General features: G+C 73.9%; 13 protein-coding genes. 9 read left to right on the top strand and 4 right to left on the bottom strand.

Going from position 1 to position 13068, the window contains the following annotated elements:
- Positions 1 to 78: 78 nt before the first annotated feature.
- From E1264_RS17385 to E1264_RS17350, 8 genes are all read left to right on the top strand, one after another.
- On the top strand, positions 79 to 798 hold the full coding sequence (locus E1264_RS17385; RefSeq protein WP_132174687.1) for an enoyl-CoA hydratase-related protein: 720 nt from the start codon (positions 79 to 81) through the stop codon (positions 796 to 798).
- Between the two features lie 98 nt (positions 799 to 896).
- Complete coding sequence (locus tag E1264_RS17380; RefSeq protein ID WP_132174725.1) at positions 897 to 1946, top strand: LLM class F420-dependent oxidoreductase; 1050 nt, start codon at positions 897 to 899, stop codon at positions 1944 to 1946.
- Positions 1947 to 2140: 194 nt separating this feature from the next.
- Entirely contained in the window at positions 2141 to 3217 is a 1077-nt protein-coding gene (locus E1264_RS17375; protein ID WP_132174685.1) for an aminopeptidase P family protein, read from the top strand.
- Positions 3218 to 3247: 30 nt separating this feature from the next.
- A complete protein-coding gene (efp, locus tag E1264_RS17370) occupies positions 3248 to 3805 on the top strand; it encodes an elongation factor P (protein ID WP_132174683.1) in 558 nt (185 codons plus the stop codon).
- A gap of 4 nt (positions 3806 to 3809) precedes the next feature.
- A complete protein-coding gene (gene nusB, locus E1264_RS17365) occupies positions 3810 to 4226 on the top strand; it encodes a transcription antitermination factor NusB (RefSeq protein ID WP_132174681.1) in 417 nt (138 codons plus the stop codon).
- 102 nt (positions 4227 to 4328) lie between these two features.
- Positions 4329 to 5108, top strand: coding sequence for a methyltransferase domain-containing protein (locus tag E1264_RS17360; RefSeq protein WP_132174679.1), 780 nt, complete (start codon positions 4329 to 4331; stop codon positions 5106 to 5108).
- A 9-nt stretch (positions 5109 to 5117) separates the two neighbouring features.
- The gene (locus E1264_RS17355) at positions 5118 to 6380 is read left to right on the top strand and encodes a DNA polymerase IV (protein ID WP_132174677.1); all 1263 of its coding nucleotides are present in this window, start codon (positions 5118 to 5120) and stop codon (positions 6378 to 6380) included.
- Between the two features lie 147 nt (positions 6381 to 6527).
- Positions 6528 to 6965: a DUF3040 domain-containing protein gene (locus tag E1264_RS17350; RefSeq protein WP_132174675.1), complete on the top strand. Its 438-nt coding sequence runs from the start codon at positions 6528 to 6530 to the stop codon at positions 6963 to 6965.
- Between the two features lie 112 nt (positions 6966 to 7077).
- Here E1264_RS17350 and E1264_RS17345 read toward each other — a convergent pair whose 3' ends face one another.
- The 4 genes from E1264_RS17345 to E1264_RS45970 form a co-directional block, all read right to left on the bottom strand.
- Complete coding sequence (locus E1264_RS17345; protein WP_243710987.1) at positions 7078 to 9621, bottom strand: transglutaminaseTgpA domain-containing protein; 2544 nt, start codon at positions 9619 to 9621, stop codon at positions 7078 to 7080.
- Positions 9618 to 10919: a DUF58 domain-containing protein gene (locus E1264_RS17340; protein WP_132174673.1), complete on the bottom strand. Its 1302-nt coding sequence runs from the start codon at positions 10917 to 10919 to the stop codon at positions 9618 to 9620. The genes E1264_RS17345 and E1264_RS17340 overlap by 4 nt, the downstream gene beginning before the upstream one ends.
- 4 nt (positions 10920 to 10923) lie before the next feature.
- Positions 10924 to 11964: a MoxR family ATPase gene (locus E1264_RS17335; protein ID WP_243710986.1), complete on the bottom strand. Its 1041-nt coding sequence runs from the start codon at positions 11962 to 11964 to the stop codon at positions 10924 to 10926.
- Between the two features lie 62 nt (positions 11965 to 12026).
- Entirely contained in the window at positions 12027 to 12149 is a 123-nt protein-coding gene (locus E1264_RS45970) for a hypothetical protein (protein WP_279490966.1), read from the bottom strand.
- 262 nt (positions 12150 to 12411) lie between these two features.
- Here E1264_RS45970 and mraZ point away from each other — a divergent pair, with 262 nt between their 5' ends.
- A complete protein-coding gene (gene mraZ / locus E1264_RS17330; protein WP_131963293.1) occupies positions 12412 to 12843 on the top strand; it encodes a division/cell wall cluster transcriptional repressor MraZ in 432 nt (143 codons plus the stop codon).
- The last annotated feature ends 225 nt before the right edge of the window (positions 12844 to 13068 follow it).

The following is a 13068-nucleotide window of genomic DNA, read 5'->3' as shown; positions in this document are numbered from 1 at the left end:
GGCGCCCGGCCGGTGCGCGCGGGCACGTCGCGCTACCCGCGAGTAAGGTCGTCTCGGGCACGGATGAAGGAGACCCTCGTGATCGACCTCCAGCGCGACGGAGACGTGTACGTCCTGCGGTTCGACGCCGGTGAGAACCGCTTCGGCCCCGCCTTCCTCGACGCGGCCGCGGACGCGCTCGGCACCGTGGAGAAGAACGAGGGGCCGGGCGCCCTCGTCACCGTCGGCACCGGCAAGTTCTACTCCAACGGCCTCGACCTCGATTGGCTCGGCGCCAACCCGGACCGTCCTCCAGCCCCCACCCACCGCCATTCAACGGACGAGCTGCGCTCGGCGGACCGGTTGGAGGACTACCTGCGCCGCGTGCACGGCCTCTACGCGCGCGTCCTGTCGCTGCCGATGCCCACCGTCGCGGCGCTCAACGGGCACGCGTTCGCGGGCGGCGCGATGCTCGCGCTCGCGCACGACTTCGCCGTCATGCGGACGGACCGCGGCTACTTCTGCCTGCCCGAGGTCGACCTCGGGATGAGCTTCACGCCGGGCATGGACGCGCTGATCCGGTCGCGGCTGCCGAAGACCGCCGCGCACGAGGCGATGCTCACCGGCCGCCGGTACACGGCGGAGGAGGCGCTGTCCGCCGGGATCGTCCGGCGCACCGCCGCCGAGGAGGAGGTCCTGCCCGCCGCCGTCGAGCTGGCCGCGTCCCTGGCGGGCAAGGACGGCCGGACCGTGGCGAAGATCCGCACCGACATGTACCGGACGGCCCTGGACGCCCTGAACGGTCCCGCCCTGGGCTGACGTCCGCCGTCCCGGTCGCCCGCCCCCCGGACGCGCCCGCGTGACGGCGGTAGGTTACCGTCGGCTGGAATCCGATTCGGTTCATGGAGGGAACGCCGATGCGCATCGGGATGTCGCTCAGCTATTCCGACGCCGGTTTCCGGCGGACGGCCGAGGAACTGGCCGACTACGAGAAGGCCGGCCTCGACATCGTGTTCGTCGCGGAGGCGTACAGCTTCGACGCGGTCAGCCAGCTCGGCTACATCGCCGCCAAGACCGAGCGGCTGGAGATCGCGTCCGGGATCATGCAGATCTACACCCGGACGCCGACGCTGACCGCCATGACCGCCGCGGGCCTGGACTTCGTCTCCGAGGGCCGGTTCACGCTCGGCATCGGCGCGTCCGGGCCGCAGGTCATCGAGGGCTTCCACGGCGTCCCCTACACCGCGCCGCTCGGCCGCACCCGCGAGATCATCGAGATATGCCGGAAGGTGTGGCGGCGGGAGCGGCTGGAGCACGAGGGCAGGCACTACACCGTGCCGCTGCCGGCGGACCGGGGCACCGGGCTCGGCAAGCCGCTGAAGCTCATCAACCGGCCCGTGCGCGCCGACATCCCGATCCTCGTCGCCGCGATCGGCCCGAAGAACGTCGAGCTGACCGCCGAGCTCGCCGACGGCTGGGAGCCGATCTTCTACATGCCGGAGAAGGCGAAGGACGTGTGGGGCGCGTCCCTCGCCGCCGGCCGCGCCCGCCGCGACCCGGCCCTCGGCGACCTCGACGTCGTCGGGCAGGCCACCCTCGCCATCGGCGACGACGTCCAGGGGTACCTGGAGTTCGGGCGCCCGATGGCCGCGCTCTACATCGGCGGCATGGGCGCCAAGGGCCGCAACTTCTACAACGACCTGGCCCGCCGGTACGGCTTCGAGCGGGAGGCCGAGGAGATCCAGGACCTCTACCTCGCCGGGAAGAAGGACGAGGCCGCCGCCAAGGTCCCGCACGAGCTGCTGGAGAAGATGTCGCTCATCGGGCCCGAGGGGCACGTCCGGGAGCGGCTCGCCGCGATGAAGGAGTCCGGGGTGACGACGCTGAACGTGTCGCCGATCGCGGGCGACCACAAGGCCCGCCTCGCGCTGGTCGAGAAGGTCAAGGAGATGGCCGCCGGCCTCTGAGCGTCCACGGCGGGCTCGGGCGGCGTGCCGCAGGCGCCCCGGCACGCCGCCCACCGGGTGGCTCACACCGCCGATCACGCTAGACCGCCCGCGCGAAAAAGTCGAGAGTTGTTCATGTTTTGTGATCCCGCGGCGCCCCGGCCCCACCCCGCCCGGACGGTGGCGCCGCCCGGACGGTGATCTAGAGTCTGACCATGGGGGAGACGCACCTCGCGCGCCGCCGCCGGCTGGCCGCGCTCGTCGCCGGACACGACGCCGACGCCCTGCTGGTGACCCGGCTCGTCAACGTCCGCTACCTGACCGGCCTCGACAGCTCCCGGGCCGCGCTGCTCGTCCCGGCCGAGGGACCGGCCGTGCTCGCCACCGACGCCCGGTACGCCGGGACGGCCGAGCAGGTATGCCCGGAGCTGCCCATCGTGGTCGACCGGCTCGTGACGGAGGCGCTCACCGCCCGCGCCGCCGCCGACGGCCACCGCCGCCTCGGCTTCGAGGCCCACGACATCACCGTCGAGCACCACGCCACCCTCGCCGCGAACGCCGAGGTCGAGCTGACGCCGCTCGGCCATCTGGTCGAGGAGCTCCGCCTGGTCAAGGACGAGGAGGAGATCGCGCTGCTGCGGGAGGCGTGCGCCATCACCGACCGCGCGTTCGCGGCCGTCCTCCCCGAGATCCGCGCCGGCGTCACCGAGCGGGCCGTCGCGATCGCGCTCGAACGCGCGATGGTGGACTTCGGCGCCGAGCGTCCCGCGTTCGAGTCGATCGTCGCGTCCGGGCCGAACGGCGCCGTCCCGCACCACCGCCCGGGCGGCCGCGAGCTCCAGACCGGCGACCTCGTCACCATGGACTTCGGCGCCCTGTACGGCGGCTACCACGCCGACATGACCCGCACCGTCGCGATCGGCGAGCCCGCCGCCTGGCAGCGCGACGTCTACGACCTCGTCCACCGCGCGCAGCGGGCGGGGATCGGCGCGGCCATGCCCGGCGCCGAGACGAAGGCCGTCGACGGGGCCGCCCGCGACGTCATCAAGGCCGCCGGGCACGGCGACGCGTTCCCCCACGGACTCGGGCACGGCGTCGGCCTGGAGATCCACGAGGCTCCGCTCATGGGGTACGACAAGACCGGTAAGCTGATGGACCGGGTTCCGATCACGGCGGAGCCGGGGGTCTACCTCACCGGCCGCGGCGGGGTCCGTATCGAGGACACGCTCGTGGTCCGCCCCGGCGGCCCGGAACTCCTCACGACAACCACCAAGGACCTGCTCGTCCTCTAGGCGCGCGGGCCGCGACGGGAGAACAACGCAGTGGCGACGACGAACGACCTGAAGAACGGCATGACGCTGAACCTCGACGGCCAGCTGTGGACCGTCCTGGAGTTCCAGCACGTCAAGCCCGGCAAGGGCGGCGCGTTCGTCCGCACCAAGCTCAAGAACGTGCTGTCCGGCAAGGTGGTCGACAAGACCTTCAACGCCGGCACCAAGGTGGACGTCGCCAGCGTCGACAAGCGGGAGATGCAGTACCTCTACCGCGAAGGCGAGGACTTCGTCTTCATGGACACCGAGACCTACGACCAGCCGCACATCCCCGCGGGCACCGTCGGCGACGCCGCGAACTACCTGCTCCCCGAGCAGATGGCCGTGATCGCCTTCAACGACGGGAACCCGCTGTACATCGAGCTGCCCGCCGCCGTCGTGCTGGAGATCACCGAGACCGAGCCGGGCCTGCAGGGCGACCGCTCCACCGGCGGCAGCAAGCCCGCCACCCTGGAGACCGGCGCGCAGATCCAGGTGCCGCTGTTCATCACCACCGGCGAGAAGGTCAAGGTCGACACCCGCTCCGGCGAATACCTCGGCCGCGGCTGAGGCGATGAGCGCACGCACCAAGGCACGCAAACTCGCACTCGACATCCTTTTCGCGGCCGAGCTGCGAGAAGAGGAACCGACCGCCGTCCTCGCCGCCCGGGGCCGTCCCAACCAGGACGAGCTCGCCGAGTACCCGCACGCCGTCCGGCTGATCGAGGGCGTCCAGGAGCACCGCGAACGCGTCGACGACCTGATCGCCACCTACGCCACCGGCTGGACGCTGGAGCGGATGCCGGTCGTCGACCGCAACATCCTGCGGATGGGCGCCTACGAGCTGCTGTGGGTCGACGACGTCCCCGACGGCGTCGCGGTCAGCGAGGCGGTCGCGCTCGCGACCGAACTGTCCACCGACGAGTCCCCCCGCTTCATCAACGGCCTCCTCTCCCGCCTCCAGCAGCTCAAGCCCTCCCTCTCCCTGTAAGACCCGCCCATGCGACGGCGGGCGCTTGCGCAGGTGGCCGTCGTGTAACGGCGTTCCCGGCCGCCGCCCGTCCGGCGGGCTCGGACGGCTAGGCTGAGCCCGATGAGCGACGTCAGGGGTGTCACCGGCCAGCAGCAGAAGCGGGTCCGCGGCGGGAGCCGGGTCCGGAGCGCCGTCTTGTGGGACGCGCTGCGCGCCGTACTCGACCGCATCGCGCCCGAGGCCGGGCGGAGCGAGGTCGTGGACGTCGGCGGCGGCACCGGCGGCTTCGCCGTGCCGCTCGCCGAGCTCGGCCACCGGGTCACCGTCGTCGACGCCAACCCCGACGCGCTCGCCGCGCTGGAGCGCCGCGCCGCCGAGTCCGGGGTGGCGGTCCGCGCGGTGCAGGGCGACGCCGTCGACCTGCCCGACCTGCTCGGCCCGGACGCCGCCGACCTCGTCCTGTGCCACAGCGTCCTGGAGTACGTGGACGACCCCGGCGCCGCGATGGCCGCCATGGCGGGGACCGTCCGTCCCGGCGGCTCGGTGAGCGTCCTCGCCGCCGGGCAGATCGCCGCCGCGCTGCACCGCGCGCTCGCCGGGCACTTCGACGACGCCCGCCGGGTACTGACCGCGCCGTCCGGGCGGTGGGGCGAGGGCGACCGGATGCCCCGCCGGTTCACCCGGGAGACGCTGTCGGCGCTGGTGCGCGGCTCCGGGCTGCGGGTCGCCGAGCTGCACGGCGTCCGGATCTTCGCCGACCTGGTGCCGTCCGGCATGCTCGACGGCGACGCCGGGTCCGCCGACGCCATGATCGCGCTGGAGTCGGTCGCGGCCGTCCACCCGGTCCTGCGGGATCTCGCCACCCAGTTGCATCTGGTGGCGGACAAGCCGGCCGAGTAAGAACGAACCGTGAGCCGCAAGCAGCAGCTGCACCGGCCGGGCCCGCAGCCCGGCCCGCCCGCCGACGACACCGGCTGCCACATCCTGCACGTCGACATGGACGCCTTCTTCGTCAGCGTCGAGCTGCTGGAGCGGCCCGAGCTGCGGGGGCGTCCCGTCATCGTCGGCGGGGCCGGGCCGCGCGGCGTCGTGTCCGCGGCGTCCTACGAGGCCCGGAGGTTCGGCGTGCATTCGGCGATGCCGATGTCGCGGGCGCGGCGGCTGTGCCCGCGGGCCGTCGTGCTGCCGGTGAGCCACGGCAAGTACTCGCGGGTGTCCGCGGCCGTGTTCGAGATATTCCGGTCGATCACGCCGCTGGTCGAGGGGCTGTCGCTGGACGAGGCGTTCCTCGACGTGGCGGGCGCCGGGCGGCGGCTCGGCCGTCCCGCCGAGATCGCGCGGCTCATCCGCGAGCAGGTGAGCGCCCAGCAGGGCATCACCTGCTCGGTCGGCGTCGCGAGCACCAAGTTCGTCGCGAAGCTGGCCTCCACGCGGTGCAAGCCCGACGGGCTGCTCGTCGTGCCCGCGGACGGCGCCGTCGACTTCCTGCACCCGCTGCCCGTCGCGTCCCTCTGGGGCGTGGGGGAGCGGACGGAGCAGACCCTGACCCGGCTCGGCCTGCGGACCGTCGGCCAGCTCGCCCAGGTGCCGCTGAGCACGCTCCAGCGCGAGCTGGGCAACGCGGTGGGCGCCCACCTGCACGAGCTGGCGTGGGGCCGCGACCCGCGCGAGGTCGTCCCGCACACGCCCGACAAGAGCATCGGCGCCGAGGAGACGTTCGACACCGACGTCGACGACCCCGAGATCATCCGCCGCGAGCTGCTGCGGCTGGCGGAGAAGGTCGGCGCCCGGCTGCGCGCGAGCGGGAACGCGGGCCGGACGGTCAGCGTCAAACTCCGGATGGCGAACTTCAAGACGATCACGCGGGCGCGCACGCTCGCCGAGCCCACCGACCTCGCTCGTGTGATCTATGTCACAGCGCGTGATCTCTATGAGGGGGCCGGGCTGGAACGGGTACGACTCCGGTTGGTCGGGGTACGGGTGGAGAACCTGGGCCCGGCCGGCGCGGCCCCCCGCCAGCTCGCCTTCGACGAGCCGGAACGCGGTTGGCGTGAGGCCGAGCGAGCCATGGACCAGGTCGCGCACCGGTTCGGCCGCGGCGCGGTCCGCCCCGCCGCGCTGGTCCGTCGCGCGCATGGCGAAGGACGTGACGGCAGGGACGGAACACAATGAAAGAAGCCTGTGGGGTTACCGGCGCCGTGCCCTTGAGGGGACGTCTGCTTTCGTGCGCGGCACAGTGCTCGTATTCTGGGCATATCACCGTTGAGGTTCGCGTCCTGCATCGGACTCCCCGCCGCGGGGCTGTCGTTGGGAGGTGCCGTGCCGCTCTCTGAGCACGAGCAGCGCATGCTCGAACAGATCGAATCGGCCTTGTACGCCGAGGATCCGAAGTTCGCTCACGCGGTTCGCTCGACCAGCCCACAGGTCCACTACAAGCGCCGGATCGTCAAGGCGGCCTTCGGGTTCGTCGTCGGTGTCGGCGCCCTGATGGCCGGCCTGGTGATCAACGCGGGCACCACCACCATCGCGGTGAGCGTCACCGGCTTCCTGCTGATGGTGGTGTGCTGTGTCTGGGCGCTGACGTCGTGGAAGCGCATGACCGGCATCGGCACCGAGCCCGCGCGCGGCGCCGCCGGGCAGCCGGGGCAGCCGGGGCAGCCCGGCCGGGCCAGGCGCTCCGGGCAGCCGAAACCCGCCAAGTCGGGCTTCATGGAGCGCATGGAAGAGCGCTGGCGCCGCAGGACCGAAGGCGACTGACCCTCCCACCTGAACGTCGGCACCTCCGAACGTCCCGGCCGTACGCGGGCAGCCGCCCGCGCGGGCCGGGACGAACGCGTATCCGGGGCCGTGCCGCCCGTGCTCCGCGCGGCTACCTGCGGCGGAGGCGGGCGGGCAGCTCGTAGAGGCGGGCCCGCGCGTCCAGCGCGCGGTTCCCGGCCGAGTGGAGCGTGGTCCGGGTCTGCGCCAGCGTCGACGGCGGCAGCAGCCGGGCGCGCCAGCGGGCCCCGCGGCCCACGGACGCGGCGAACGCGTCACGGACCGTCCGGACGTCCGCGCGGAGCCGCTCCGGCGGCTCGGGGGAGCGCGCCAGCGAGTAGCGGGCCAGCTCCTCGGCGCGGGCGATCCGGGCGAGGGCCTGCGCGCCCGCCTCGTCCAGCTCCAGCAGCTCGCCGAGCCTGCGCGCGGTGGCACGGGGGGAGTCGCTCGCCCGCCATTCGAGGCCGTGGTCGAGCGCGTCCGCCCGCATCTCCCGCCACGCGGCGTGCGCGGCCCCGGCGGGATCGGGCGGCGGCTCCCGCAGGGCCGTGCCCGCCGCCGGCCCCGGCCGCGACCCGGGCCGTCTCCCGGACCGCGCCCCGGGCCACGAGCCGGGCCCGGCCCTTGCCCGGGACGGGCGCGACGCCCTCCCGGGAGGGGAGATCAGCGCCGCCCAGCGCCGCCGCCGGGTGAACGCCCGCAGCACCATCGGGACGGCCAGCAGCAGCAGGACCAGGACCCCGCCCGCCAGCCACGGCGCCGCGGAGAACCCGCCGTCCTCGTCGTCCTGCGCGGCGGCGCCGCCGGTCTCGCCCGTGTCGTTGCGGCCCCGGGCGGGCGCCTGCGGCGCGGGGGCCTGCCCGCCGGCGGGCGAGGAGGTCTCCGGCGCGGGCGTGCTCTCCCCCCCGTCGCTGCCGCCGCCGGTGCTCGCGGGGAGGCTGTACTCGGGGGTGGCGGCGGTGCCCTGCCCGGCCGCGCCCGACGGCGTCGGCTCGAACCGCACCCAGCCGGTCCCCTCGAAGTACAGCTCGGGCCAGGCGTGCGCGTCCCGCGACCTGACGACCCACTGCCCCGGCCTGACCTCGCTGCCCGCCGTGTAGCCCATCGCCACCCGGGACGGGATGCCGAGGAGCCGCGCCATCAGCGCCATCGACGCGGCGAACTGCTCGCAGTAGCCGCGCTTGCTGTGCAGCAGGAAGTCGACCAGGTCGCTGCCGTGCTTGGGCGCTGGCGCGTCCAGGTCGTAGCTGAACCCGCCCGACAGGGTGAACCAGCGCTGCAGCCGCACCGCCTGCGACAGCGCCGTCGCCGACCCGGCCGTGACCTGCTCGGCGAGCCGCCTGACCTCCTGCGGGACGTTCTTCGGCACCGCCGTGTACCGGGCCACGATGTCGGGCGGGTGGTTGCCCGCCGCGGCGAGCTGGCCGATCGTCGGCTCCGCGCGCCGGCTCCTGACGGTGTAGGCGCGCCCGTCCGCGGAGTCGCGCAGCGAATAGATCATCAGGGAGCGCGCGTCCACCCGCCAGTCGCCGCTGATCGTCACGTCGGACGGCGCGTACGGCACCGGCAGGAACGACATGTCCCTGACCTCGGGACGCACCTGGACCCTGGTCGTCACCTCCCGGGACGACGCGACCGACAGCCCCGGCGGCGGCGGGATCTCGCGCTCGTCGAGGCGGTCGCGCGGGTGGCTGTCGAGCTGGGTGTAGGTCCACCGGTCGCCCTCGAACTTGTCGAGGGCGTACAGGCGCAGGTAGTCGGGGGCCTCCGGGTCGTTCGTCCGGTAGGTGAGGACGACCGACTCGTCCATCCGGGTCAGCTCCCGCTTCAGGCTCACCAGCGGGTCGGGCGTCGTCACCGTCTGCGTGCCGCCGCGCCCGTCGCCGCCGAGGCCGAACATGCCGCGCGGCTGCAGCCCCGGCACGGCCGCCGGCACCAGCACCGCGATCGCCACCGCACCGGCCGCGATGCGGCGCCCGGACGCCGCCAGCGCCGCCGCGTCGGGCAGCGCGGACCCCTCGTCCGGACGGGGCGCCGCGCCCGCCAGCGGCACGTCCCGCTGCCGGAACGAGCTGACCGTCCGGCCCCAGCCGCCGACCTGCTCGCGGGCGTCGGCCATCAGCAGCGCGAGGAAGCCGAGCGCGCCGGCGCCGAACGCCAGCCAGCTGACGCCGTCCTCGCGGACCGCTGCGGGCACGCTGTACATGGCGAGCAGCGGCAGCCCGGCCGGGGCGGCGCGGCGCAGCCGCACGGCGAGCAGGTCGACCAGGACGGCGACCAGCCCGATCCCCGCGGCGGCCAGCAGCTCGATCCCCGGCAGCACCGGGACGGGCGCCGCGTACCGGTTGGCCGCCCGCCAGCCGTCCCCGGCCAGCTGGCCGAGGCGCTCCACCGACTCCGGCGACGGGACGACCCCCAGCCACGCCTCGCCGGACGCGTACACAAGGTTCAGGTACAGCAGCAGCCCGGTCACCCCGAGCAGCAGGTTCGCCGCCGCCGGCAGCCGCAGCCGCCGCGCCAGCACGCCCGCGGCGCCGACCGCGAGCACCGCGCCGAGCCCGGTCCCGAACCAGCTGCCCGACTCGAACAGCGGGTAGAGGCCGATCGAGCCGGCGAGCGTCGCCAGCCCCGCCATGACCGTCATCCGGATCCTCATGCGCCGTCCCTGACGTAGTCGTCACCGGCCTGCCCCGCCTGCGCCCACGCTCCGGCCAGCTCCGCCGCCGACCGGACGACCACCACCCGCCAGCCGCCCGCGCGCAGCAGCGCGGCGGCGGGCCCGGCGGCCGTGCCACCGCTCCCCGCGCCGGCGCCGGCGCCGTCCGGTGCGCTCGCCGCGCGGCCGCGTCCCAGCACGAACACCGCGACGCAGGTCCCGGTGCCGCTCCGGACGGCCGCGAGCGAGCGGGCCTCGTCCTCGGACAGGACGCCGAACACCCCGATGACCAGCCCGTCGCCCTCCCGCGTCGCGCCCGCCCGGCCGCGCAGCGCGGCCAGGCCCCCCGACAGCGAGCGCTCCTTGGACCGGCGGGCCACGGCCAGCGCGTCCAGCAGCAGCCCCTCGAACGTCCCGTCGGCGCGCGCGGCCGGCAGCGCCTCGCCGCCGTCGGTGACGTAGCGCAGGTTCATCCCCGTCCGGGCCAGATGCACCCCGATCGACGCGGTCGCCGACACGGCCTGCTCGAACGTGCCGCCGGGACCGTCGCCCCAGTGCGCCGTCCGGCGGGTGTCGAGGAACAGCGTCCCGCTGCTCTTGAAGTGCTGCTCCTCGCGCCGCACCATCAGCTCGCCGTGCCGCGCCGTGGACCGCCAGTGGACGCGGCGCAGGTCGTCGCCGTGCCGGTACTCGCGCGGGGTCACATCGTCCTCGCCCGCCGCCGACACCGCCCGGGCGATGCTGTCACCGCCGCCCGACCACGCGCCCGACAGCCGTCCCGAGGGCAGCGGATGGATCGTCGGCGTCACCGTCAGCGTGTCCGCCAGGCTGAACGAGCGGACCAGCTCCACCATCCCGAACGGGTCGGCGAGCCGGACGGTCAGCGGCCCCACCCGGAACCGCCCGCGCACGTCCGAGCGGATCCGGTAGCCGAGCCGGCGCTTGCCGTGCGACTCGATCCGGTCGAGGACGAACCTGGCCCGCCCGCCGAGCGCGTAGGGGACCCGGTCCTCCACCATGAGCAGCCCGCTCGGCAGCCGCGACACGTTCTCCAGCCGCAGGTCGACGCGCGCCTCCCGGCCGACCGGCAGCCGCGGCGGGTCGAGCCGCCGCGCGCACGCCAGCCGGTAGCGGGTCCGCGACACCGCGACCGTGCACAGCAGCGGCAGCGCCAGCACCAGCACCCCGGCGCGCAGCAGGTCGCGCTCGCCGAGGACGAACGCGCACACGATCGCGGTCGCGCCGGCGGCCACGAAGGACCGCCCGCGCGTGGTCAGGCCGGCAAGCGCACGTCTCACTCGGTCACTTCCCGTGCGGGGGTACCGGCAGCCTTTTCACCAGGTCCGCCACGACCTGCTCGGGACGGCGCCGGTCCACCTGCGCCTCCGTGGTCGGCAGCAGCCGGTGCGCGAGGACGGGCACCGCGAGGTCCTGCAGGTCGTCGGGGAGGACGTAGTCGCGGTCGTCCAGCGCCGCGTACGCCCGCGCCGCCCGCACCAGGTGCAGCGTCGCCCGCGGTGAGGCGCCGAGCCGCAGCTCGGGATGGCTTCGGGTCGCGGCGACCAGGTCGATCGCGTACTGGCGCACCCCCGCCGACACGTGCTGGCGGCGCACCACCTCGATGAGGTCGCGGACGTCGGCCGCGTGCGCGACGGGCGTGAGCCGGTCGAGCGGGGAGGACTCCCCGTGCGTCTCCAGCATCTCCAGCTCCGCCGCCGGGTCGGGGTAGCCCATCGAGATGCGGGCGGTGAACCGGTCGCGCTGCGCCTCCGGCAGCGGGTAGGTGCCCTCCATCTCCACCGGGTTCTGCGTGGAGATCACCATGAACGGCGGCTCCAGCGTGTAGGTGGTGCCGTCCACCGTGACCTGGCGCTCCTCCATGCACTCCAGCAGCGCGGACTGCGTCTTCGGGGACGCGCGGTTGATCTCGTCGCCGACCACGATGTTGGCGAACACCGGGCCCGGCTTGAACTCGAACTCGCGCAGCTCCTGGTTGTAGGCGCTGACCCCCGTGATGTCGCTGGGCAGCAGGTCGGGCGTGAACTGCACGCGCCGCACCGAGCAGTCGACCGAGCGCGCGAGCGCCTTGGCGAGCATCGTCTTGCCGACGCCGGGGACGTCCTCGATCAGCAGGTGCCCCTCGGCCAGCAGCACCGTCAGGGCGAGCCGCACCACCGAGGGCTTGCCCTCGATCACCGACTCCACGGCGTCCCGGATCTTGTTCGCGACCTGCGCGAGGCCGTCGAGGCCGGGGCCGGACGCCTCGTCGGCGCCGTGCCGGGCCGGGTGGGATGCCGGGGGGTCGGTCTCCATGAACGACTCGCCGTGCGTTCCTACTGCCACCAAACCCTCCTCAGCCGTCCGGCCGCGCGGTGTGCCGGCCCCTCATTCGGAGCCAGGGCCTTTCACGCGCCGGTGCGGCGCTCTTTGCGTCCGTCCAAACGACAGTACGTCGTCGGGCGGCGCGTCGCGATGTTCACGGTGAACGCGAGCCCATTGTGCTCCACGAGATCGGCGTCCTGACCCATCGCGCCGCACCACTTCTCTCCACCCGGCCCCTCGCGTCCCCGCCGCGCCGGAACGGAACGGCCGGGACGGCATTTTTCGGGACCGCGGCACGCGGAGCGGGCGCCGCGCGCCCCCACCTCGCGCCACCCCCTCTGAACTGGGGATTCGTCCGCCGAATCGGTCTCTGGAACGTGTTTTTATTGTTGACGGTGGGGAAGAGTGGAGTAGAGTGGGGCGCCGTGGGGAGCAGGTGCGCCCCATGCGGCGCGGGAGGTGGGGCCGGTGTTCCTCGGCACCCATTCGCCGCGCCTCGACGACAAGGGACGGCTGTTCCTGCCGGCGAAATATCGCGAGGAGCTGTCGGGGGGATTGGTGATCACGAAGGGCCAGGAACGCTGCCTGTACGTCTTCCCCATGGCGGAGTTCCAGCGGATAACCGAGGCTCTGCGTGCCGCACCGGTCACCGAGAAGGCCGTGCGCGGCTACAGCCGGGTCTTCTTCGCCAGTGCTTCCGACGAGGTCCCCGACAAGCAGGGCCGCGTCACCATTCCTCCGCCGCTGCGAAAGTACGCGGGCCTCACCCGCGACTGCACGGTCATCGGCGCCAACACGCGACTCGAAATCTGGGACGCGCAGGCGTGGGAGACCTACCTGGAGCAGGAGGAGGAGACGTTCTCCGACGTCTCGGAGGAGGTGTTGCCAGGGATCCTCTGAGAAACGACTCGTCGGTCCGATGACCGGCTATGGCCCACGTTCGGCCAGGTCTCCAGCCGCTCTCCGAGCCATCTGGCGCAGCTTCCCCGGCGCCAGACGGCGACCCCCCCGCGCAACCACGCGGTGTTCTTCCTCTAGGGCATAGGGCAGCGGATGGGGACCTGGCCGGGCGAGGCCGCCGGGGGGGATCGGTCATCCGAGCGAAGCTCGTCCGCTGCATGGCGG

This window comes from Actinomadura sp. KC216 (assembly GCF_004348535.1).
Taxonomy (GTDB): domain Bacteria; phylum Actinomycetota; class Actinomycetes; order Streptosporangiales; family Streptosporangiaceae; genus Spirillospora.
This window is presented reverse-complemented; position numbering and strand designations above follow the sequence as displayed.